20 protein-coding genes and 2 pseudogenes are annotated in these 22,217 nt (G+C 52.8%); 1 reads left to right on the forward strand and 21 read right to left on the reverse strand.

Annotated elements, in window-relative coordinates; genetic code table 11:
- Nucleotides 1-55: 55 nt before the first annotated feature.
- The 13 genes and pseudogenes from JI735_RS00900 to JI735_RS37155 form a co-directional block, all read right to left on the reverse strand.
- On the reverse strand, nt 56-1,171 hold the full coding sequence (locus tag JI735_RS00900) for a Nif3-like dinuclear metal center hexameric protein (RefSeq protein WP_039836989.1): 1,116 nt from the start codon (nt 1,169-1,171) through the stop codon (nt 56-58).
- Nucleotides 1,147-1,944, reverse strand: a complete 798-nt coding sequence (locus JI735_RS00905) for a tRNA (adenine(22)-N(1))-methyltransferase (protein WP_233476199.1) — start codon at nt 1,942-1,944, stop codon at nt 1,147-1,149. Before JI735_RS00905 ends, JI735_RS00900 begins: the two co-directional genes overlap by 25 nt.
- Complete coding sequence (locus JI735_RS00910) at nt 1,920-2,744, reverse strand: hypothetical protein (protein WP_039836985.1); 825 nt, start codon at nt 2,742-2,744, stop codon at nt 1,920-1,922. Before JI735_RS00910 ends, JI735_RS00905 begins: the two co-directional genes overlap by 25 nt.
- Before the next feature lie 86 nt (nt 2,745-2,830).
- Nucleotides 2,831-3,964: an RNA polymerase sigma factor RpoD gene (rpoD, locus tag JI735_RS00915; protein WP_020426386.1), complete on the reverse strand. Its 1,134-nt coding sequence runs from the start codon at nt 3,962-3,964 to the stop codon at nt 2,831-2,833.
- Nucleotides 3,965-4,004: 40 nt separating this feature from the next.
- A pseudogene (dnaG, locus tag JI735_RS00920) lies at nt 4,005-5,824 on the reverse strand (DNA primase).
- Between the two features lie 39 nt (nt 5,825-5,863).
- Nucleotides 5,864-6,310, reverse strand: a complete 447-nt coding sequence (locus JI735_RS00925) for a YaiI/YqxD family protein (RefSeq protein ID WP_085979299.1) — start codon at nt 6,308-6,310, stop codon at nt 5,864-5,866.
- 228 nt (nt 6,311-6,538) lie between these two features.
- Complete coding sequence (gene glyS / locus JI735_RS00930; protein ID WP_039836983.1) at nt 6,539-8,617, reverse strand: glycine--tRNA ligase subunit beta; 2,079 nt, start codon at nt 8,615-8,617, stop codon at nt 6,539-6,541.
- Complete coding sequence (glyQ, locus tag JI735_RS00935) at nt 8,610-9,497, reverse strand: glycine--tRNA ligase subunit alpha (protein ID WP_020426382.1); 888 nt, start codon at nt 9,495-9,497, stop codon at nt 8,610-8,612. Before glyQ ends, glyS begins: the two co-directional genes overlap by 8 nt.
- Nucleotides 9,498-9,935: 438 nt before the next feature.
- Complete coding sequence (gene recO, locus JI735_RS00940; RefSeq protein ID WP_039836982.1) at nt 9,936-10,691, reverse strand: DNA repair protein RecO; 756 nt, start codon at nt 10,689-10,691, stop codon at nt 9,936-9,938.
- Between the two features lie 36 nt (nt 10,692-10,727).
- Nucleotides 10,728-10,871 (reverse strand): YqzL family protein, encoded by a 144-nt coding sequence (locus tag JI735_RS00945; protein WP_020426380.1) that lies wholly within the window; start codon nt 10,869-10,871, stop codon nt 10,728-10,730.
- A gap of 107 nt (nt 10,872-10,978) precedes the next feature.
- Nucleotides 10,979-11,872 carry a GTPase Era gene (era, locus tag JI735_RS00950; protein WP_020426379.1) on the reverse strand — a complete coding sequence of 298 codons (894 nt, stop codon included), beginning with the start codon at nt 11,870-11,872 and terminating at the stop codon, nt 10,979-10,981.
- Between the two features lie 702 nt (nt 11,873-12,574).
- Nucleotides 12,575-12,994: a cytidine deaminase gene (gene cdd, locus JI735_RS00955; protein WP_020426378.1), complete on the reverse strand. Its 420-nt coding sequence runs from the start codon at nt 12,992-12,994 to the stop codon at nt 12,575-12,577.
- A gap of 157 nt (nt 12,995-13,151) precedes the next feature.
- Nucleotides 13,152-13,450: pseudogene (locus JI735_RS37155) on the reverse strand (diacylglycerol kinase family protein).
- Here JI735_RS37155 and JI735_RS37160 point away from each other — a divergent pair.
- Nucleotides 13,382-13,549, forward strand: a complete 168-nt coding sequence (locus JI735_RS37160; RefSeq protein WP_325175568.1) for a hypothetical protein — start codon at nt 13,382-13,384, stop codon at nt 13,547-13,549. The pseudogene JI735_RS37155 and the gene JI735_RS37160 overlap by 69 nt on opposite strands.
- On the opposite strand, the gene ybeY is transcribed toward JI735_RS37160, so the two are convergent.
- From ybeY to JI735_RS01000, 8 genes are all read right to left on the reverse strand, one after another.
- A complete protein-coding gene (ybeY, locus tag JI735_RS00965; RefSeq protein WP_020426376.1) occupies nt 13,546-14,043 on the reverse strand; it encodes an rRNA maturation RNase YbeY in 498 nt (165 codons plus the stop codon). The two genes, JI735_RS37160 and ybeY, sit on opposite strands and share 4 nt — an antisense overlap.
- Nucleotides 14,040-16,295, reverse strand: coding sequence for an HD family phosphohydrolase (locus JI735_RS00970; RefSeq protein ID WP_039836980.1), 2,256 nt, complete (start codon nt 16,293-16,295; stop codon nt 14,040-14,042). The genes ybeY and JI735_RS00970 overlap by 4 nt, the downstream gene beginning before the upstream one ends.
- Nucleotides 16,296-16,312: 17 nt before the next feature.
- Entirely contained in the window at nt 16,313-17,284 is a 972-nt protein-coding gene (locus JI735_RS00975) for a PhoH family protein (protein ID WP_020426374.1), read from the reverse strand.
- Between the two features lie 15 nt (nt 17,285-17,299).
- Nucleotides 17,300-18,481, reverse strand: a complete 1,182-nt coding sequence (gene yqfD, locus JI735_RS00980) for a sporulation protein YqfD (RefSeq protein WP_039836979.1) — start codon at nt 18,479-18,481, stop codon at nt 17,300-17,302.
- Nucleotides 18,478-18,771 carry a sporulation protein YqfC gene (gene yqfC / locus JI735_RS00985; protein ID WP_020426372.1) on the reverse strand — a complete coding sequence of 98 codons (294 nt, stop codon included), beginning with the start codon at nt 18,769-18,771 and terminating at the stop codon, nt 18,478-18,480. The genes yqfD and yqfC overlap by 4 nt, the downstream gene beginning before the upstream one ends.
- Nucleotides 18,772-18,994: 223 nt before the next feature.
- Entirely contained in the window at nt 18,995-19,597 is a 603-nt protein-coding gene (locus tag JI735_RS00990) for a hypothetical protein (RefSeq protein WP_039836978.1), read from the reverse strand.
- A gap of 16 nt (nt 19,598-19,613) precedes the next feature.
- On the reverse strand, nt 19,614-20,615 hold the full coding sequence (floA, locus tag JI735_RS00995) for a flotillin-like protein FloA (RefSeq protein ID WP_020426369.1): 1,002 nt from the start codon (nt 20,613-20,615) through the stop codon (nt 19,614-19,616).
- A 39-nt stretch (nt 20,616-20,654) separates the two neighbouring features.
- Complete coding sequence (locus tag JI735_RS01000) at nt 20,655-21,977, reverse strand: NfeD family protein (protein ID WP_408638024.1); 1,323 nt, start codon at nt 21,975-21,977, stop codon at nt 20,655-20,657.
- Between the last annotated feature and the right edge of the window lie 240 nt (nt 21,978-22,217).

Below are 22,217 nucleotides of genomic sequence, written 5' to 3' on the forward strand. Positions count from 1 at the left end.
ACATTGTATATTATACAGACTTGCATCCTGCGGCACAAGTGTAAATAAGAGGGAATTATAGAAAAGCAAACGGCTCCGTGTTCACCTTAGAGGCATGTACAGCGGTTTGGTATTTATGCTCGTTCAGCTTAGCACTGATCCACTCAGCTACTTTCACTTTCATAATCTTTTCCGCATTGTGTCCGGGATCAATCAGCGTAATGCCGGCCAAAAAAGCATCCTGTGCCGTATGGTAGTCAATGTCTCCGGTCACAAGCACATCGGCTCCTTTGAAGATGGCGCTGCTGTAATACTTAGCCCCGGAGCCTCCCATTACCGCTGCTTTGCGGATAGGACGGTTCAAATCCCCAACGACACGTACATGGTCCACCTGAAGCCCGCTTTTCACCTTCTCAACGAACTGCCCCAGCGTAGTTGGCTCCTTAAGCTTCCCTACGCGGCCCAGCCCGAAACTGCGGCCCTTCAGGTCCATGGAATAGAGATCATACGCCACCTCCTCGTAAGGGTGGGCCTTCAGCATCGCCTGCACAACTTTATTCCGGATCGGCTGAGGTACAATCGTTTCAATCCGGATTTCCTCAGCACGCTCCAGCTTGCCTTTCTCACCCAGGTAGGGGTCCGATCCCTCTCTCGGGATGAAGGTTCCATAGCCCTCAATATTGAAGCTGCAGTGGCTGTAATTGCCGATCCAGCCCGCGCCGGCGTTCAGGATGGCATCCAGCACCTTCTGGTGGTGGTCCTTCGGCACAAATACCACCAGCTTGGACAGCTGCTCAGTATGGATATCCTTAATCGGCGCCCCTTCCAGGATGCCCAGCGCTTCCGCCATCCAATCATTCATGCCGCCTTCGGCCACGTCCAGATTCGTATGGCTGATATAGACGGCAATATCATGTTTGATCAGCTTCTCATAGAGCTGGCCCATGGGGGTATCGGTCTGGATTCCCTTAATCGGGCGGAAAATAATCGCATGGTGGGCGATGATCAGATTGCAGCCCTGCGCTATGGCTTCATCCACTACCGCGTCATTGACATCAAGCGCCACAAGAACACCGGTAATCTCCTTCTGCAGAGACCCAAGCTGCAGCCCGACGTTGTCCCATTCCTCCGCTAAATGTTTGGGGGCAAGCTGCTCCATATATCCGATTACAGTTTGTCCTTTGGCAAACATGCCAGCACCTCCACAATTCGGTTGATCTGCGCCGAAATCTGATGGCGTCTTTCCTCGGCTGGGGCCTGGTCGGAGCGGGACAGCGAAGTCAGAATCCCCTGCAGCTTGGCAATCTCTCCCTGCCATTTGGCGAAAAACGCAGCATTCGGCGCCTGCAGCAGCCAGGGCCCCATCTCCAGCAGCAGCTCATGGTCGCACACCATTCCTCCGGCCAGCTGTAAATCACGGTACAACTGTTCATTCGTGATCCCCTCAGCAGCCTGTTCCCTGACGGCCTTCAAAATTTCATAAATTTTGCCGTCTTCCTCCAGAATATGCTCGGCAGTAAGTACCCAGCCATGGTTCAACAGCCAGCGGCGCAAAATATCCTCACCTACATTCGGCTGAAGTGCCAGTGTCTTCACGCCTTCAAGCTTGCCGAGGCTTAAGCCCCGGTCCAGAATTGAGGCGATCAGCGCGCCGCCCATCCCGGCGATGGTAATGCAATCGGCTTCTCCAGGCTCCAGTACTTCAAGACCGTCTCCGCGGCGGACGGCAATCACCTTCCCCAGTCCAGCCTCTGCTACCCCTCTGCGGGCAGCTTCGAACGGTCCCGGGTTCACTTCTCCGGCAACGGCAGAAGGTGCGCGCCCGCTCGCTACAGCCGCCACTGGCAGCAGGGCATGGTCAGAGCCGATATCAGCGACAATGCTGCCCTGCGGAATCTGCTCCAGCACAAGCTGAAGCCGGTTTGACAATTTATTGTTATTCATGAGGTCACCCACGTTATCCATTTTTTGCGGAAAATAAACAGCAGGGCAAGACCTGCCGCAATCTTCAATATCAGTATTAGCGAAACCCACTGGGGAAAATCCTGTCTCAGCAGCAAAGCGTCAACTTCAGGCATAATCCAGAGTGAGACGCCTACGCCCAGATAGACTCCGGAAACGCCATTCACCCGGTGATGCAGCAGCCAGCTCAGCCATACCATCAGCACGCAGAGCGGCAGATACAGCAGCTCCAGTTCAAGAATGGAGGCATCCGGCCGCTGCTGCCCGAAGAACCCCGCATACAGCAAGGCCCAAAAGGCAAAACCGCAGAAATGCAAAAGGCTGATCCGCAGAAAAAACCCGAGAACGACCCACAGCAGTCCGCAGCCTGCAATCAGCAGAGGCCTCCAGAAATCCGGATCGAGGTCATGCAGCGCAATAAGCCATAATCCGAAGCCCAGCGTCAGCACGCTTCCAATCCCCGCCAGAACAACACTGATCATGTTGTTCCGGTCCCGGTAAATGTATGAGTAGCCATAACAAACAATCAGGACACAGAGTGCGGTAGCAAGTTGCAATGGCCAGGGAAAAACGCTAAAATAAAGACTAATCAAGAAAATCAAGGAAATAATTCCAAAACCAAACAGCCATACTTTGATGCTTCCCTGCTGAAGATTACGGAGTGAGATCGGATTGCTGTCCTTCACCCCGGCCTCATCATCATAGAGGTTGGTCAGGAAATCGCAATACTGCTCCGGCAAAACCTTGCTTCTTCTCCAGTACTGAATTTCTCTTAAAATAATTTCACGTTTTTCCAAATTCAATGGCTCATCCCTCTTTCAGACCTTGACTCCGGCCTAAGCTAAAAGGACCTCCTGCCACCGTGCAGCAGAAGGTCCGGTTTATGACACTATTCGAGGAAATCCTTAAGACGTTTGCTGCGGCTTGGATGCCGGAGCTTGCGCAACGCCTTGGCTTCAATCTGGCGGATCCGCTCACGGGTAACACCGAACACTTTGCCGACTTCCTCCAGCGTTCTCGTCCGTCCGTCATCCAGACCGAAGCGCAGGCGAAGCACATTCTCCTCACGCTCTGTGAGCGTGTCCAGCACATCCTCCAGCTGTTCCTTCAGCAGCTCATAAGCAGCTGCGTCTGCAGGCGCAAGCGCCTCCTGATCCTCAATGAAATCACCCAAATGCGAATCATCTTCTTCACCGATCGGGGTTTCCAGCGATACCGGCTCCTGGGCAATCTTCATGATTTCTCTGACCTTCTCAACCGTCAGCTCCATCTCGGCGGCAATTTCCTCCGGCGACGGCTCACGTCCAAGCTCCTGCAGCAGCTGGCGGGATACCCGGATCAGCTTGTTGATAGTTTCCACCATGTGTACCGGAATCCGGATCGTCCGGGCCTGGTCCGCAATCGCCCGTGTGATGGCTTGGCGAATCCACCAAGTCGCATACGTACTGAATTTGAAGCCTTTGTTGTGGTCAAATTTCTCAACGGCTTTGATCAGACCCATGTTGCCTTCCTGAATCAGGTCGAGGAACAGCATGCCGCGCCCAACATAACGTTTGGCGATACTGACTACGAGCCGCAGGTTGGCTTCAGCAAGCCGGCGTTTTGCTTCTTCATCGCCGTTCTTGATTCTCATCGCCAGCTCTACCTCGTCATCAGCCGACAGCAGCGGCACGCGCCCGATCTCTTTCAGATACATCCGGACAGGATCATTGATCTTGATTCCAGGCGGGAGTGACAAATCGTCGTCGAAGCTGAAGTCATCATTGTCGCTGCCTTCATTGTCCTCGCTTGGCCGAAGGGTATTGACCTCTTCGTCATTCTCATTCACAACCTCGATACCCAAATCGCTCAGCTGCTCGTAGAATTCCTCCATTTGCTCGGGGTCCTGATCAAACGGCGACAATTTCTCCATAATATCTTTGTAGTTCAATGATGATCTTTTCTTGCCTTGCTCAATAAGCTGATCCTTAACCTGATCCAGAGTAAATTCCGCTTCCAGTTCAGTGTGCTGATCGTTCGCCATAATTCGACTCCCTCCTCCCTAGGTACATCCTGTCAACTGCTCATTGTCTCTCTAGGGCTATAATCTCACTTGCTATTTGTGCCGCACGCAAAAAGTCGCCCGACTTCTCAGCCTGAATCATCTCTTCGCGTTTTTGTTCCATCCCGCGTTGCACGGGGTATTTCCGCACTTCACGGATGCAGTCATCCAGAACCTGTGTATTCCAGTCCGGAGGAGTGTCCATCATGGAAATTGCGGTTGCGGTTTTTTCCAGACGGTCATCCTGAAGCGATGATAAAAACCGGCTGATGCCGGGGGGTTTGCCCTGCGCGTAATAGGCATATAGATAAGCGGCAATTGCCGCATGATCATCGATGTTGAACTCTTCTCCGAGGCGTTCGCCTACATATGCCGCGGCATCCGGGTCCTGTATCATCCAGGACAACAGCCGCCGTTCGGCAACATGATAAGCCGGCAGCAAAGTCGGCGCCTGCACCTGCCCTTTTTTATGCCTACCATTATTCCACCTTTTGTCGTTATTATCCCCTTCGGGAAGGTTTTTTTGCATGGACGCCCGAAGTAAATTGCAGTCCTGCTTCAAACTATCATATGACAGCTCCAGCTCGGAGGCGATTTCGCGCAGGTAGACCTCGCGCTCTGTGGAGGAATGCAGTGAGGCGATAATTTCCAGGGCCTCCTTGACATAGGCTATTTTGCCGTCTTCCTCTAGCAGTATATGGTTTTTTTTCAGATATATAAGCTTAAATTTAATGGATGAAACCGCTGAATCAATGACTTGCTCCTTGAACCGCTCCCCCCGTGGCGGGAGATGAATTCATCAGGATCGAGCCCGCTGGGAAGCACAGCCACCTTAACCCGCAGGCCATTGTCCTCCAGCATCGGGATCGCCTTCATTGCTGCGGCTTGTCCCGCCTTATCGCCGTCATAAGCCAGAACAATCTCATCACCCAGACTCTTCATTAGAGCCACATGCCCCTCTGTCAGCGAGGTTCCCATGGTAGCCACACCGTTATGCACACCTGCTTCCCAAGCCGAAATGACATCACCGTAACCTTCAAAAAGGACGATTTGCCGCGTTTTGCGGATGGATGCTTTGGATTGGTGCAAGTTGTACAGAATCCGGCTTTTGTTAAACAACCTGCTCTCCGGGGAATTCAAGTATTTCGGCTGACCGTCTCCAAGAATTCTTCCGGCAAAAGCAATCACCTTCCCTGTGCGGTTCGCAATCGGAAAAATGACACGTCCGCGAAAACGGTCAATATACCCTTTGCCTTCGCCTCTGGCCGACAGCAGTCCGCCCTTCTCCATCTCGGCGAGATCGAAGCTCCTTTTGTCCAGGAACTGGAGCAGTGTATCCCAGCGGTCCGGTGCATAGCCGATCTGGAACTGGTCGATCATCTTGCCGCTGAAGCCCCGGGATCTCAAATAATCCATGGCGGCAGTGCCGTATTCCGTATTCTTCAGCAGAAAATGATAAAATTTGGCCGACAGTTCATACGCCTGAATCAACCGGTCACGCTCTGGATCAGGAGGGGAGAGAACGCCTCCTGTTCCCTCGGGAACAGGGATATCACTTTCTTCCGCCATTATTCTGACTGCTTCGGGGAAGGATAACCCTTCGATTTCCATCCTGAATTTGATGGCATTGCCCCCCATGCCGCAGCCAAAGCAATGAAAGACGCCCCGTTCGGGGGTTACAGTGAAGGAAGGGGTTTTCTCCGAATGAAACGGGCAGAGGCCCCATAAATATTTCCCCTGCTTGGACAAATGGACAACCTTACCGACCGTATCGACAATGTCATGCCGTGCGAGGACACTCTCGATCACTTCTTCCGGAATATTACCTTGTCCGCTAGCCACTTCAACCACCTTCATCTCTTAACAAATAAATATAATTCGCTATAGCTGGACATTCTCCTGCAAAATCATTAAAAGTTTTGTCAGTTTATGTTGAAAATAAATTTTCTCTTCCGCGGTGATTGCTTTCGGCCCCTTGGAATAATGGCCGCGCCTGCGCTCCACGGCTCTGGCATGCCTGCTTTCCAGCATAAAATCCATGCCCAGATCATCATATTCCTGTCCGCGGTTAGACAAAACCCTACAGCGGTTGCCCAGCGCCAGCGCGGCCAGGCCGTAATCCTGCGTGACGACAATATCACCTGCATTAATGTGATTGGCAATGTACAGATCGGCACTGTCAGTCCCACGATCCACTTGAACGATTGAGACGCCTTCCTCACCCCTCAGCACATGATCGTATGAAGAGACCATGATTACCGGGATGCCGAAGCTCCGGGCCACGGCAATAATTTCTGCCTTCACCGGGCAGGCATCCCCGTCGACCATGATTTTCCTTTCCTGTGACCTTTCCATGCTCATCACCAATTTCCCGTGTAATATATATACGCTTTGCCCAACTGAAATCCTTCTTTACAAAGCATAAATACGGAACGAATGTCAACTTACGCATTGGCACCGTTCCGTATATTTATACCCTAAACCATCGATCTATACCATAAACTGTACAAAGTCGTACACTTTAGGGGATACTTACATCAGGATCTCCTAAAGAGACTACCACACCAGCTTGCCAAAATCGGCAAACGCCTTGGAATCGGCATCGATGCCGGCGAGCAGCGCCAGGCGGTTCGCACGGATCTGCTCATCTTCGGCCATAACCATTACGGAATCGAAAAATCCGGTAACCGCATCCTTCAGGCCGGACAGAATCCGTAAAGCTTCCTCCGCATCTCTGGCACGGAGCGCTTCCTGATACGGTGTGTGTATAGCCTGCCAAGTCTCATATAGCTTGCGCTCCGCTTCTTCCTTCAGCAAAGAAGGCACTACAGCCGTTCCTTCTGCGGCTTTGGCCGCCAGATTGCTGACCCGTGTCAGTGAATCCACGGTGATTTTGAAATCAGCCTGACTGTTTACAGTGTCCATAAGCGCACGGCTTCTGCCCACTACTGCCACGATATCATCGAAGCCTGCAGCAATTACCGCATCCACAACATCATAACGGACATTGTCGGATAACAGCCGTTTTACACGCAGACCGAAGAACTCGTACAGGTTTATACGCAGATCAGGAGCAAAAGGTTTCTCTGTGCGTAAATTTTCATGCACCTCCAAGGCAGCATCAAAAATTTCCTGTAAAGAGACCGTCAGCTTATGCTCAAGGATCATTTGCACAATGCCTGCCGCCTGCCGGCGGAGGGCGTAGGGGTCCTGCGAACCGGTCGGGATAATGCCGATGGAAAAGCATCCGACAATCGTGTCGATTTTATCCGCAAGGCTGACCACAAGGCCGACTTCCGAAGCAGGAACAGCGTCTCCGGCAAAGCGTGGCTGATAGTGCTCGAAGATTCCCTTTGCAACCGCTTCGGGTTCACCGGCTTTGCGGGCGTAATCCTCGCCCATGGTACCCTGGAGTTCGGAAAACTCATTTACCATTTGCGTAACCAGATCAAATTTGCAGATATCAGCCGTCCGGCTGACTTCAGCAGCTGTCTTTGCGGATAGTCCCAGCTTCACCGTTAACCGGTCAGCTACCGCGCGAATCCGGCGGACCTTGTCCCCGACGCTGCCCAGTTCCTCGTGATACACAATGTTCTCAAGCTTGGCCAGCGCATCGCTGATTTGCAGCTTCTGATCCTCTTCATAAAAGAACTTCGCGTCCGACAGACGGGCACGCAGCACCTTCTCATTCCCCTTGGCGATGACATCCAGCGACTCCGCATTACCGTTGCGGACTGTGACGAAGAAAGGCAGCAGCGCACCCGCTGCGTCAAAAACCGGGAAGTAGCGCTGATGCTCGCGCATCGAGGTAATCAGCACATCCTGCGGGATGTTAAGGAACGATGCATCAAATGTACCGAACAGCACCGTCGGCGTTTCTACGAGGAACAAAACTTCCTCCAGCAAGTCGTCTTTGATGGCGATCGTCCAGCCCTTCTCTTCTGCCAGCTTGTTGATCTGGCTCAGAATCAGCTCTTCGCGTTCCTTCACATCGACCAGCACATGCTGGCTGCGCATCGTTTCCATGTATTGTGCAGGCTCGGCAATAACCGCTTCCGTTCCCAGGAAACGATGACCCCGGCTTACATTTCCGGCTTTGACGCCGGTGATTTCCAGATCAATCACCTCTTGGCCGAACAGGGCCACCAGCCAGCGGATCGGGCGGACGAATTTGAAGTCATAGGCTCCCCAGCGCATGTTCTTGGGGAAGGTCATTGCGCTGACAATGCCGCTAAGCCCTTCAGACAACAGTGAAGAGGTGTTTACACCCTCGCTGTTTTTGGTGGCATAAATATATTCGACTCCTGCCAGCTCTTTAAAGGTGAACTGCTCCGGCGATACCCCCTGGCTGCGGGCAAAACCGAGTGCAGCCTTGCTCCATTCGCCGCTGGCGTCCAGTGCGATTTTGCGTGAAGGGCCCTTCACTTCTTCACTGATATCCTCTTGTTTTTCGGCGGCATCCTTTACCAGAACGGCAAGACGGCGCGGTGTGGCACAGGCGCTGACTCCGCTATGGGAAATGCGGGATGCTTCCAGCCATTTGACGGTTCTGTCCTTAAGCTGCTCCATCGCAGCCCGGATGAAGCGGGCCGGAACCTCTTCGAGTCCGATCTCAAACAATATATCTTTAGACAAGGTCAGCACCTTCTTTCTTCAGCAGCGGGAAGCCGAGCTTCTCGCGTTCCTCAAGATATGTCGCCGCTACGGTGCGGGCTAGGTTGCGGACTCGGGTAATAAAACCCGTTCGTTCGGTCACACTAATGGCTCCGCGCGCATCCAGGAGGTTGAAGGTGTGCGAGCATTTCAGCACATAGTCGTAAGCCGGGAACACCAGATGCTGCTCCATCGCTCTGCGCGCTTCCTCTTCATAGGTGTTGAAGAGGGTGAACAGCATTTTGACATCGGAGACTTCGAATGTATAGGTGGAGTGCTCTACTTCCGGCTGATGGAACACGTCACCGTAGGTCATGCCGCCCACCCATTCCAGGTCGAACACATTTTCCTTCTCTTGAATGTAGGAGGCCAGACGCTCCATGCCGTAAGTGATTTCGACAGCCACCGGACTGGTCTCAATGCCGCCGACCTGCTGGAAATACGTAAATTGTGTGATTTCCATACCATCCAGCCATACTTCCCAACCGAGGCCCGCGCAGCCCAGCGAAGGGTTCTCCCAGTTGTCTTCAACAAAACGGATGTCATGCAAAAGCGGATCTACGCCAAGCGCCTTCAGACTATCCAGATACAGCTCTTGAATGTTGTCCGGCGAGGGCTTGATAATCACCTGGAACTGGTGATGCTGATACAGACGGTTCGGGTTTTCTCCGTAACGTCCGTCCGAGGGACGGCGTGAAGGCTCCACATAAGCTACCTTCCACGGCTCCGGTCCGAGCGAACGCAGGAAGGTCATGGGGTTCATGGTTCCTGCCCCTTTTTCCGTGTCATACGGCTGAACGAGAATACAGTTCTGGGCAGACCAGAACTGCTGCAGCGTCAAAATCATCTGCTGAAAATTCATACTACCGACTCCTTCGCTTCACAAGTTTAACTGCGCCTCTTGCCATGGTTCATCTTGCCTGCTGTCGATGGAGGCGGCACTCTTCTATCCTTGCGGTGTCTCACATGAGATCCTTATTGCCGACCACAAGGCAAAAAAGCTCCCGCCCCCATGCCTGATATACAGACATAGGGACGAGAGCCTGAAATATACTCCCGCGGTTCCACCCTACTTGATCTCATCAATAAATGACGAAATCCACTTTCATTCGCCGCATTCGCACTCCCGGGTGCCATGTTCATGAACGTTGTCCTGCCAGGCTTCCACTCTCCCCGGCTCGCTTAAGGGCAATGCTGTTCATTACTTTCCCGATCACTGCACGTTTCTCCATCTTAGGAGCTATAACGGCATATTTATAACAAGAAACTGAACCTATAGTAACGGATTTTTTGCATTTCGTCAAATATCGTATTTATCAAGCTGGTCGAGAAAATTCTGCGATTTCAGCTTCAGCCCCAGCTGATGGTCCATAAGGGCCCGCATGATCTTTTTGAGTTCAGCACGGGTGCCTTCCTTCACGTTCACATTGCCAAGCCGTGTGAGATCAAGCGCAGCGAACAAGCGCAGCAGCTTGAGTGCGCGGGGAGAAATCTCCATTGCAGGAGGATCATTATGCCTGCAGCTGCGGCAGAGCACGCCCCCGAGGCGGGGACTTACCCGCAGTTCCTCATCCGGCTTGTCCAGACCGCAAACAATGCAGTTGTCCAGCTGCGGTCCGTACCCTGCCGCCTGCAGAATTTTCATCTCAAAGACATTTATAATGATGCCGGGCTCCTTGTCTTCCTCTAGCGCATTGAGACAGGCTGTGAGCTGGCGGAACCAAAAACTGCCGGTCTCCTCATCATGAAGCACACGGTCAAGCAGCTCGCAGGCGTATGAAGCATAAGCGGCTTTGACCAGATCCTCCCGCAGCGGATGGTGGGACTTCGTAATTTCACCGGCATTCAGTGTTCCGAGCCCCCCATTGTTGCGGAAAAACACATATTCCCCGGTAGTGAACAGCTGGATCAGGGCAGCATGGCGGCTTTTAACCTTTTTGGCCCCGCGTACGAGGACACCTACTTTGCCGGCGTTTTCGGTGCAAAGCGTAATAATCGCGTTCCCCTCGCCGTAGTCCATGCTGCGGATGACGATCCCTTCCACCCTGTATAGCATGCCTCTTCCCCCAACCATTCGGCAAGCAACCAGTCCTTATTGCGCTTCTTCATCCAGGACCTTCTCTTCCTCCGCAGGCAGCTCCAGGCTGCCCTCAAGCGGATCTGCAGCTTGTTTGTACAGCAGATATGCATCGACATCCCCAGTCATTGCAAAATACTTCCACGAAAAGTCTCGCATTCGTATTCATCCTTTCTTCGGAAACACGATGTCTCTTCAGAAATAGGATGTGCGATAGGCCAGGATCTATCCTTGCAATTCCTGCCAGGAAGCTGCAAATGCGGAGCTTAAAGGTCTTTGTGGAAGCCCAAATCACGCAGAACGCGTTCCTGATTGCGCCAGTCTTTTTTCACTTTTACCCACAGCTCCAGAAAAATCTTCGAGCCCAGCAGGTTCTCGATATCGGTACGGGCCCGTCTGCCGACTTCCTTCAGCATCGCCCCCTGCTTGCCGATAATAATCCCCTTCTGGGAATCGCGCTCGACAAAAATAACGGCCGACACATGCACAACCCCATTGGATTCGACGCGCATGTCCTCGATGGCTACCGCAATGGAATGCGGCACCTCCTCGCGGGTCAAATGCAGGATTTTCTCGCGGATCAGCTCTGCACAGACGAACTGCTCCGGATGGTCGGTAATCTGATCTTCAGGATAATACTGCGGGCCTTCGGGCAGGTATTTCACTACCTGATCCAGCAGTGTATTTACGTTGCTGCCGAGCTTGGCGGAAATCGGTACGATTTCGGCGAACTCATGCAGCTTATTGTATTCGGTAATCAGCGGAAGCAGGGCTTCCGGCTCGATTTTGTCAATCTTGTTCATTACGAGGATGACCGGCGTTTTGACGTCCTTGAGCTGCTCGGCAATATAGCGGTCACCTCCGCCCATGCCCTCAGAAGCATCCACCAGGAACAGTACGGCTTCCACCTCATGCAATGTGCTCATCGCCGTCTGATTCATGTAATCGCCCAGCTTGGACTGTCTTTTATGGATACCCGGTGTGTCCAGGAATACAATCTGCGAATTGTTCGCCGTGTATACCCCGTGGATTTTATTTCTGGTGGTCTGCGGCTTGTCCGACATGATGGCGATCTTCTGTCCGATCACCTGGTTCATAAGTGTAGATTTGCCTACGTTCGGTCTGCCGATAATGGCGACAAACCCTGATTTGAATTTCATATGATCTTCCTTCCTGCTTCCTTCTTGGAACTTTTTTCGAAAATTAACATTTAAAGATGCATTCAGTCTCTAAGGCGTCTCATTTCCACAAAAAGCGTTTCGATCCACCCTAAAGGCGCTTCGATCCACCCTAAAGGCGCTTCGATCCACCCTAAAGGCGCTTCGATCCACCCTAAGGCTTTCGATCCACCCTAAGGCTTTCGATCCCCCTAAATCCCCCTTAGCCAAGGGGGACCCCAAGGGCCCCGGCCCTCTGGACACCCGGAAATGGGCGTGAGAGCGGCATTCGCGTATGGGAAGAAAAGTCGGAGGATCGAGCGCTTACGTTCCTTGCGGAACACGCTTGACTGTGGCACAAAGCCAAATTAGTTGAAAGCAACTGCTATTCCAACAGCTTAATTGTATTTTGTGCAGTTATTTCAGTCTATAACTACAACTTTGCCATTTTAGCTGTATTTCGCGCAATTATTTTTGCCAATACGGGCTGTTTTTCCTACATTTAGCGAATTTAACTGCACTAACTGCAATTATATTCTTTCGGAGCACAAATATCCGTTATTTAGCTGTACGATATGCAGTTAAGCCAGACAGCACGCAATATAACACAGTTAGTTCTGCCAGAATAGAGGCACTTATGGAGCTTCAGTGTTTTAACAGGAACTAAGGGCATTAATGGGTTCAATCCATTATTTTACCGCAGAATTACTCGGGAGCCTGCCCCTGTTCCAGATCAGTGGGGCCAAACGCGCCGGGGAGCAAATCCCGCACGGTAGTCTCCTGAATATCGCCTCTCAGGTTGCCGAGAATGACCTTCATATCCGGTGCGCACAGCTCGACCATGACTTGGCGGCACACGCCGCAAGGAGACACCGGACCGTCCGTATCGGCAATCACCGCAATCGCCTTGAACGTTCCAGCCTTATGGCCGTCGGCGATGGCGCGGAAAAGCGCGGTCCGCTCTGCACAATTCGTCGGACCGAAGGCGGCATTTTCGACATTGCAGCCATGATGAACATGGCCGTCCTGGTCCAGCAAGGCTGCCCCGACACCAAAACGGGAATAGGGAATGTAGGCATTGGCCCGTGCTTTGATCGCTTCCTGTAAAAGAAGAGCAGATTCCATTGTTGTCCTCCTAAAAGTTTTATGAAGCTATGCTACATGTTTTTACTACGCAATAAAACTCGCTTCGGAAGCATACGCTTTTCCGAGAGTGAAGACAATGAAAGACGGAGCGCAAAACGCGGGTCCGCCTCTCCCATAAGCTGAAGTTGTAAACTGATTATGACATAAGTCCGGTGATCCAGTCCATCACAGGATGATAAAATACGTAGATTCCCACGATGGCGGCAAAGACCGCCGTGAGCAATACAGCCCCTGCGGCGGTGTCTTTCGCTTTTTTGGCCAAGGGATGAATCTCCGGAGAGACCAGATCGATTGTCGCTTCAATAGCTGTGTTCAGCAGCTCAGCGGCCAGAACGAGCGTAATGGCGAGCAGCAGCAGCATCCAGCTTGACGGGGGAGTCTGAGGATGACGGCGGCAGCAAGCACGAGTACAGCCAAAGTGCTGTGCACCTTCATATTCAGCTCAGACTTGAACGCAGAGGCAATACCTTGCGCCGCAAACCGAAAAGAGTGCCAGAATTTTTTGTGGCCTACCGCCGTATTCTTGACCATTAGCGTGTCAACCCAACCTGAGCCAGCACCTTTTCCTGTTTGGACATCATTTCGGCTTCCGAAACCGCATCCTGATGATCATAGCCCAGCAGATGCAGGAAACCGTGGACGAACAGGAAGCCCAGTTCCCGTTCCAGCGAATGGCCATATTCCAGCGCCTGCTCCTGCGCCCGGGTTACGGAGATAATGATGTCGCCCAATACATAAGGAACATCCTCTCCTTCTTCATCTTCTTCAAGAGCATATATAATTTCAGGCTCGTCTTCCCCGGTTTCGTTCATGGCAAAGGAAAGCACATCCGTCGGACGGTCAATCCCCCGGTATTCCAGATTCAATTCATGAATGCGTTCGTTATTGACAAAAGTAAGATCCACTTCGCCTTCGTCAATCCCTTCCGCTTCGCCGGCCTTTTGCAAAATACTCTCCAGCAGAGTAATCAGCTCATCGCTTATTGGGTGTTCTTCCTGTTCGTTATTCCAGACGATTGCAAGGCTCATGTTGTTACGGCCCCTTCCTCTTTTTTCGGTTTTTTCACATCCTCGGGATATTCGATCCGTGAATGAAAAATCCCCATTACCGTTTCTTTCAGCGTCCGCGCTATGATATCCAGCTCCTTGATCGTCAGATCGCATTCATCGAACTGGTGATCATCCAGACGGCTCTTGATGATTTTCTCAATCATCGTCTCCACCTGTACAACTGTAGGCTTGCGGAGCGAACGGACGGCTGCTTCCACACTGTCGGCGATTCCGACTACGGCCGATTCCTTGGACTGGGCTTTTGGTCCCGGATATCTGAAGTCCTCTTCGGTGAAATCGGGCTCCACACCTTTTTCCTCAGCCAGCTTCAGTGCTTTATGATAAAAATAATGCAGGAATGTCGTGCCGTGATGCTGTTCGGCAATATCCCGGATCGGCTTCGGCAGCTTGTACTCCTTCAGCATTTCCACCCCGTCCCGGGCATGCGCCACAATGATCGACTTACTGAGCATCGGCTCAATCGAATCATGCGGATTCTCCATATTGTTCTGGTTCTCTATGAAATAAAACGGCCGCTTGGTCTTGCCGATATCGTGATAATAAGAGCCTACCCGGCAGAGCAATCCATCTGCGCCAATCGCCTCCGCCGCCGCTTCCGACAGGTTCCCGACCATCACGCTGTGATGATAGGTTCCCGGCGTTTCCGTAAGCAGCTTGCGCAGCAGGGGATGGTTCGGATTCGACAGCTCCACCAGCTTCAGCGCCGATAAGATACCGAAGGTAGCCTCGAAGAAAGGCATCAGGCCGATAACCAGCACTGCAGTCAGCAGACCGCTGGCAAAAGAGAAGCCAATCGCATATAAAGCCTGCGTCTGGTTCCAGACACCTCCGGCCAGCACATTAAGCATAAATACAGTCACACTTCCAATCAGGGATATCATGATCCCGCCTTTCAGGAGCGTGGAGCGCTGCCCTGCACGGTGAGTGGCAAAAATGGCGACATAGCTAACGATAAGCGCAAAGAAACCGAAGGTGAAGTCAAAGATCGTGTTCTGCTGCACATTGAGCATAATACTGGCAAGAATGCTGAATAAAATGGAACAGAAGTAGGCCAGCGTCATATCCAGCAGCATGGTGATCAGCATCGCGCCAATCGCTACCGGCGCCAGGAAACCGACGTATGCGCGTGCATCCGTCTGCAGAAACGCAGCGAGCTTAACCGTAATAATCGTAATTACAAATACCAGCACCAGCATAAGCAGCTGGGAGTTATTATACTTGAAGCCGGAAGCTCCGCCTGAATACCGGATGAATGTAAACAGGCCAAAAGATAACAAAGCAGAGAAAATCAGCAGGCCGAACTGCGGCCAGTAGTTGACTTCGTTGCTCAGCAGTCCGTTGTCATCCAGAAGGGTATACAGCTCAGGAGTGATCAGCTCCCCTTTTGCGACAAGCACATCCCCCTGCTCAATGAACACATCGGGTGTATTTTCGCGGGCCTGCACTTTCGCTTCCTTGGTTGCTTCCTCGTCGTAGAACTTGTTGCTCGTAATCACCAGCCGTACCAGTTCCTGCACCACCTCACGGGCCGTACGCTGGCTCAGCGAACTGACGCTCACCTGCTCGGCCACCTTGGCGCGCGCGGACTGGGCATCGGTAATCTGGTCGTTCATCAGCTTGGTGACAATATCCCGGGCCACCGGCTTCATCTCGATAATGTCCTGCGAGGTCAGACGCGGAATTTTGATATAAGTCTCTTCCGGAATAACATAAGTCTGATCCTTGATCACCGACTGCATCTCATCCAGCAGCGTATCGGAATAGGTGCCTGCATTCCGGCTGGAGGCTACAAAATTCAGAATAAAATCACTGGCCCGCTGCGGGATCTCCTCACGGTAAATCGCCGTTTTGTCACTTTGCGAGATCAGGTCATCCTGATTAAGGCGGTCGATCCGGTCCAGCAGAGAAGTCACAAGAGTGTCTGCTCTCATTGGAATAATCGCATAGCGGTTGGTCACATTCTCAGCCGCTTCTTCCTGGGCTTTTAGCTTGGCTTTGGTGTCAAGGATTTGCTTGGGGGCAGTGATTTCCTTGGCGCTGTGGGTTCCCTCTTTGATGTCATACTTCTTGGGTACCAGGTCTGAGGACAGGCTGAAGTAGAAAACAAGCCCCAATAACAGGAAAAGAGCATAGCGCGTCACCGCGCTATACTTCCACCCGTTGCTATTGTATACAAATCCGCTTAATTTCGATGGTTGCTTTGAGGCCATGAAGACAGTCCCCTTTTTTATTCGAGGTTTTCGGCAGAGCGTTCATAGGCGACGATAATTTTCTGCACCAGGGAATGCCGGACTACATCCTGTTCTGCAAAATAGACAAAGCCCAGCTCATCAATGCCGGATAAAATCGTTTTGGCTTCAATCAATCCCGATTTTTTGCCGCGGGGCAGGTCGATTTGGGTCACATCCCCCGTAATCACCATCTTGGAGCCGAACCCTAGGCGGGTCAGAAACATTTTCATTTGTTCCGGAGTCGTATTCTGGGCCTCATCGAGAATGATAAAAGAATCATCCAGCGTGCGCCCGCGCATGTATGCAAGCGGAGCAATCTCAATCAGCCCGCGCTCCAGCGCTTTGGCGACCTGATCGGGGCCCATAACGTCGTATAAAGCGTCGTAGAGCGGACGGAGATATGGATCTACCTTTTCCTGCAGATCCCCTGGAAGGAAGCCCAGGCTCTCTCCCGCCTCCACTGCCGGACGCGTAAGCACGATTCGTTTCACGGACCCTTCCTTCAGCGCCGTAACGGCCAGCACCACTGCAAGATAGGTTTTGCCGGTACCGGCAGGCCCGATGCCGAAGACGATGTCCCGCTTTTTGATCGTAGTCACATAATGCTTCTGGCCGATTGTTTTGACCCGGATGGGCTTGCCGCGGAAGGTCGTCGTGATTTCACCCTTGAACAAATCAAGCAGCTGATCGGCCCGGAAATCCTTTGCCAGCTCCACCGCATACTGAATATCCCGCTCACTGAGTATATAGCCGCTGCGGATCAGGGAGAGCAGCACACCAAAGAGCTGCCCCAGCATGTCCACTTCCCGCTCCGCACCGCGAATCGTAATTTCAGCTTCACGCGAGTCGATTACGGCCGGAATCTCACTTTCGATTATTTTTAGAAAACCATCCTGCGGGCCGAACAGGGATTGCGCTTCTCCCGCATTTTGCAAAGATATACGAATGCTTGCAGTCTGTTCTGACAAGTAGCCTCATTCTCCTCAGTTGTTTACTATTGGAAGTTCTTGCGTAATTCTCTCTTCCACTTCAAAGAGCACTTTCATATAAACTTTACCATTCTCTTTCTTCTCATGCAAAATTTTTTGACTTTTAATGGCGCTGTCTGTGCCGTAACGGGCCAAAATATCATTCTTCGCCTGCGTAATCCCTTCCTCGCGTGCAGCCTCGGGCGTCAATGTTTCGGCAGTATCCAGGACCTCCATTTCCTTCTCGGTCAGCAGCCCCAGCGGCAGCTGAAAAGAACGCCAGGTCAGCGGATCATGCTCCGTAAGTGTACGCGATTCCGCAAAGTCTGCTTTACCGTAACCCCATAACTGGACCGCCCATTTGCCCAGCACCAGATAGGTGCGGTCCTTCCGCTCTCCTGTATATGAGCTTCTCGTCCGGTTCAACGGCACTTCAATATTGTATTCATGCCAGACCAGGCCTTTCACCTCGCCTTTGGCAACGACATATTCCATATTTTCTTCATCCCCAATCGCACCGGAGATCAGGATCTGCCCTTTTTTGACCCGGGTATTGCGGGTTACCACCGGCCTGCCCTGCTCCGCGTAGATTTCGGTCACCACCGCATCCGTCCTGCTGATCAGGTGGCGTTTGCTGAGCAGCGGCTTGTTCTCCGGCTGGTCGGATTCAACAATATGAATTTTAACGCTCGTCCCCGTCCGCTGCACCCCCACCCAGGAGACACCCGGAAGCGTTGAGGTCAGCTTTTTGGAGAGCTTGTCCGGATCATCCATGCGCCAAATCCACTGGAAAGGATATACCCCCTCATGGCGTGCAGCCTGCAGAATATCCTCGGAGGCAATCCGGTCATTCCCTTCAATCTTGACAGTCCATATCATTGAAGACAGCAGCACCAGGCCAATGCCGAACAACAGCAATCCCGCAGCAAAAAACTTCCGTTTCCACAGCTTGGCCGCATTAAAGGGCAGCCCGTTTCTGGCCGTGACGCGGGTGCGGCAGCCTGTCTTTTTCAAAAGCGGCCGAAGGGCAAAAAAGTCATCCAGCAGCAGGTTCAGGGAAGCGCCGTCCCCGGCAGGCCTCACATCCCAGATGACGATGTCCGCTTCAGTAACAGCATTGATAAACTTTTCCACCTGCGGTCCCGTCACATGCAGTGTAACGAACCCCCGCAGTGATGCCAAAGGCGGCTGCTTCATGAGTTCTCCTCGCTTCCCTTATATCTGATCTCCCCGATAATCCCCTCTACTGCCAGCTCCTGGCCCAGAATATTCCGGATCACAAGCCCCTCGCCGGAGATTTCCAGCGAGCCGTTTACTAACGCAAGCCTCAGCTGCTCGGAAGAAAAATGCAGCACGCCGCGGTGGTTCTCAATATACAGTTCTTTATTGCCGATCAGGGTGATTCGGGGCAGCTCCTGCAGCACATCCTGCGGAAGATCCAGTACCCCGTTTGTCCATCCCCGCAGCCTGCGGCCAATACGGGTCATAAGTAGACTTCTCCCCCTTCCTGCCTTCTGTACACCTTATGCGGGAACGCTATTGTTTATGAATTAGGCGGGAACACTCGTGACTTTAATCGGAGCCTTGTTCAAAAACAACAAAGGTGCCCCAAGCAGCGGCAAGTAACGGCTGCTTGGGACACCCTTGTAATGAAACCTTATCCCCGGAGTCAACCGGGGCTTTAGAACCACAAAACTCTCATCAGGCCGGTCAGATCTGCCTACGGTTAGAACGGGGCTGCCGGGAACGTGGCGGACCCAGTATTTCCGCCCATATGAGCCCCTCCCGCAGCGCTTTGCGGTCAGCGGCAAATTCACGGCTGCCGGCAGGACTGGAATCAGGCCGGGTCCCTTTTTCTCCCGAGTCCGCACCGGCTGCAGCCCCGTCAAAATGCAGATGCAGCCGCTCCAATTCCCGCTGCAGCCGCTCGGCACGTGCCTGCACCCCATCCTCTTCCCCGGCTTGCTCCAGCGAAAGGCCTTCGCCGGTTTCATAGTCGGGAGAGGGGCGCTCCGAAGACTCCGGCCAAGCCGGAGATGCGTCATAATCCGCCTCAGCGCGGGAAGCGGCAGGCTGCCCCGGGTACGGGGCACTGTCTCCGGGAACAGGGAATCCGCTGCGCTTATTGGTGCTGTCCCCGTATTCCGGCTCGCGCTTCGCACGCCGGCCGGGGTTCAGGGGATACCCTTCCCCTCCGCCGAAGGTTGGCATTCCCCCGCGCGGAGCGGAACCCCCTTTATTTTTACCCGCCTTGTTCAGGCTGGAAATGATTGCGATGATGATAATCGCGGCTACGTAGATCAGGCTGCCCATGGGAACTCACATCCCCTTATTTATTGGTTGGACGGCTGCTGTCGTCACCATCATTTAGTTTGCCGAGCGAACCGCGCATTTGGGTGTCGGCTTCAATATTTTTGAGGTTCATGTAATCCATGACCCCAAGCTTGCCGGAGCGCAGCGCTTCCGCCATAGCCAGCGGCACCTGAGATTCGGACTCGACGACAAGCGCCTTCATCTCAACGACGCGGGCCTTCATTTCCTGTTCATGCGCGACCGCCATCGCTCTGCGCTCTTCAGCTTTGGCCTGGGCAATGCGTTTGTCTGCCTCAGCCTGTTCCGTTTGCAGGTAAGCACCGATATTCTTGCCCACATCAACGTCAGCTATATCGATGGAAAGAATCTCAAAAGCGGTTCCGGAATCAAGCCCTTTGGACAAAACGGTCCGCGAGATAGAATCGGGATTCTCCAGCACGTCTTTATGGGTGCTGCTCGAACCTACGGTTGTTACAATCCCTTCGCCGACACGGGCGATAATCGTTTCTTCACCGGCACCGCCGACGAGACGGTCGATATTGGCCCGTACAGTCACTCTCGCCTTCACCTTGACCTCGATGCCGTTTTTGGCAACAGCGGCTACAATCGGCGTCTCAATGACCCGTGGATTAACACTCATCTGCACAGCCAGCAGCACATCGCGTCCGGCCAGATCAATCGCAGCCGCCCGCGTGAACTCCAGGGGAATATCGGCACGCTGCGCAGCGATCAGCGCATTGACGACCCGGTCGACGTTCCCGCCCGCCAGATAATGGCTCTCAAGCTGATTGATGTTCACACCCAGCCCCGCCTTGGTGGCCTTGATCAGCGGATTGACGATCCGGCTTGGCGTAACCCGCCGCAGTCTCATCGCTACCAGGGTTATAATACTGATTCTTACACCTGCAGCCCAAGCTGAAACCCACAGCATGACCGGGAAAAAACTGAAAAACACACTCAGCACGATAATCACAACAACCGCGATCAGCAAAATAGTAATTGTTGACGCTTCAATCATACCTCTTCCGACCTCCGTTACAATTTGTATTCCGTTCTCCTACTCTGCAGTTTCCTTCACGACCACACGTCCGCCTTCGACTTTGATCACGGAAATCGAAGCTCCTGCGGCAATAAAAGAGCCCTCAGTAACCACATCTACCCGCTCACCATTCAGACTGGCTGTGCCGGCCGGGCGGAGCGGTGTGATGCTGATGCCTGAGGCTCCGACCAGACTTAGCTTCTCCAGCACAGGAACGAATCCCTGCTCCTTAGTGAGACTGTCCTGTAAAATAAACCTGTTCCAGATCCCCCGCTCCTTAAAAGTGACGGCTACTATTGCAATGACCACTGCCGCTGCGGCAAAAGCAATGCCCAGGCTGAATAATGCATGCGTATAGTTGTAAGCAGCCCTTACCACGCCTGCAACAAGGAATACTGAACCAAGCAGTCCAAGTATGCCAAAGCTCGGGACAAACAGCTCCAGAACCAGCATGACAAGTCCCAGAATGAACAGCAGCCAGGTTTCGGAACCGGCAAACCCTGCCACATAGTTGCCGAAGAAATACAGCGCAAAAGCCAATGTGCCAAGGATCCCAGGAACACCGAAGCCCGGCACCAGCATTTCGATGACAATTCCCGCTATACCGACGAAGAGCAGAATCGTCATCACAATCGGATTTGTCAGAAAATGCGACATTTTTTCCGCACCCGTGTGCTCTACTCGAAAAATGTCGTCTGTGGAATAGCCCAGCGAGGTGATGGCCTCCTCAGGTGTACTGGCGATGCTGTCTGCGTAACCGGCTTTGAGCGCTTCATCGCTGCTAAGTGCGATAATCTGGCCCTGTGCCTTGTTCACACCAAGCTCAGGCTTGTTCACCACAATATTTTTATCCATCATTCCGGCGGCTATTTCCGGGTCACGCCCGTTCAGCTCAGCGGCACCGACCATTTTTGCTTTCCAGTAGGATACCAGCTTGGCATCGTCCACACTGCCGCCTTTGCCGTCCACCAGGGAAGCCGCGCCGATCATGCTGCCCGGCTTCATGATGATGCTGCCCGCATTCAGCGCTATGTAACTGCCTGCTGAAGCCGCATCGCCGTTAATGAAGGCAGCCGTCGGAATTGTACTGTCTCGCACCATCATGCCGATCTGCTCGGCCGAACTCACAAGCCCACCTGGAGTATCAATTTCCAGCAGAATCAGAACAGCTCCGTAGTTCGCCGCCTCCTGAAACCCGCGCGCAAGAAAGCTCTGCAGCCCCCGCTCGATCTCCTGATCAACCGGTATGATAAATACCGGACCGCTCTTAGGTTCTGCCGGACCCGTTCCCGGTGCGCGGGGTGCAGTGTTATCGGCGCTGACCCTCCCCGCCATAGGCATCAAAAACAGCATCAGTAAAAGTATAGAAATACCCGCTGCAGCCATTTTTCGAAATCCGTTCAAGGACTCCTCTCCCTTCCTCCCCAATTTCCAGCCATAATGCTATAGTACGCCCTGCAGGCATAAGCGTTTCATAAACGAAACCAGACAGAACAGCGGAAAAAGGGATACCGTTTATGCCTATCATATACTGTATCCCTAAAATAATCCGATAAACATATCCATAAATATCTCATGTTC

The organism is Paenibacillus sonchi, from assembly GCF_016772475.1.
GTDB lineage: Bacteria > Bacillota > Bacilli > Paenibacillales > Paenibacillaceae > Paenibacillus_AQ > Paenibacillus_AQ sonchi.

Coding starts and splice junctions, on each gene's coding strand:
- rpoD (WP_020426386.1), bottom strand. CDS start 3,964: ATGGCGAACGATCAGCACACTGAACTGGAAGCGGAATTTACTCTGGAT.
- JI735_RS00905 (WP_233476199.1), bottom strand. CDS start 1,944: ATGGATAACGTGGGTGACCTCATGAATAACAATAAATTGTCAAACCGG.
- glyQ (WP_020426382.1), bottom strand. CDS start 9,497: ATGAATTTTCAGCAGATGATTTTGACGCTGCAGCAGTTCTGGTCTGCC.
- JI735_RS01000 (WP_408638024.1), bottom strand. CDS start 21,977: ATGCCTATGGCGGGGAGGGTCAGCGCCGATAACACTGCACCCCGCGCA.
- recO (WP_039836982.1), bottom strand. CDS start 10,691: ATGCTATACAGGGTGGAAGGGATCGTCATCCGCAGCATGGACTACGGC.
- JI735_RS00970 (WP_039836980.1), bottom strand. CDS start 16,295: ATGGCCTCAAAGCAACCATCGAAATTAAGCGGATTTGTATACAATAGC.
- JI735_RS00900 (WP_039836989.1), bottom strand. CDS start 1,171: ATGTTTGCCAAAGGACAAACTGTAATCGGATATATGGAGCAGCTTGCC.
- yqfD (WP_039836979.1), bottom strand. CDS start 18,481: ATGAAGCAGCCGCCTTTGGCATCACTGCGGGGGTTCGTTACACTGCAT.
- JI735_RS00925 (WP_085979299.1), bottom strand. CDS start 6,310: ATGGTCGACGGGGATGCCTGCCCGGTGAAGGCAGAAATTATTGCCGTG.
- JI735_RS00945 (WP_020426380.1), bottom strand. CDS start 10,871: ATGCGAGACTTTTCGTGGAAGTATTTTGCAATGACTGGGGATGTCGAT.
- era (WP_020426379.1), bottom strand. CDS start 11,872: ATGAAATTCAAATCAGGGTTTGTCGCCATTATCGGCAGACCGAACGTA.
- yqfC (WP_020426372.1), bottom strand. CDS start 18,771: ATGACCCGTATTGGCCGCAGGCTGCGGGGATGGACAAACGGGGTACTG.
- JI735_RS00990 (WP_039836978.1), bottom strand. CDS start 19,597: ATGGGCAGCCTGATCTACGTAGCCGCGATTATCATCATCGCAATCATT.
- floA (WP_020426369.1), bottom strand. CDS start 20,615: ATGATTGAAGCGTCAACAATTACTATTTTGCTGATCGCGGTTGTTGTG.
- cdd (WP_020426378.1), bottom strand. CDS start 12,994: ATGGAATCTGCTCTTCTTTTACAGGAAGCGATCAAAGCACGGGCCAAT.
- ybeY (WP_020426376.1), bottom strand. CDS start 14,043: ATGAGCCTTGCAATCGTCTGGAATAACGAACAGGAAGAACACCCAATA.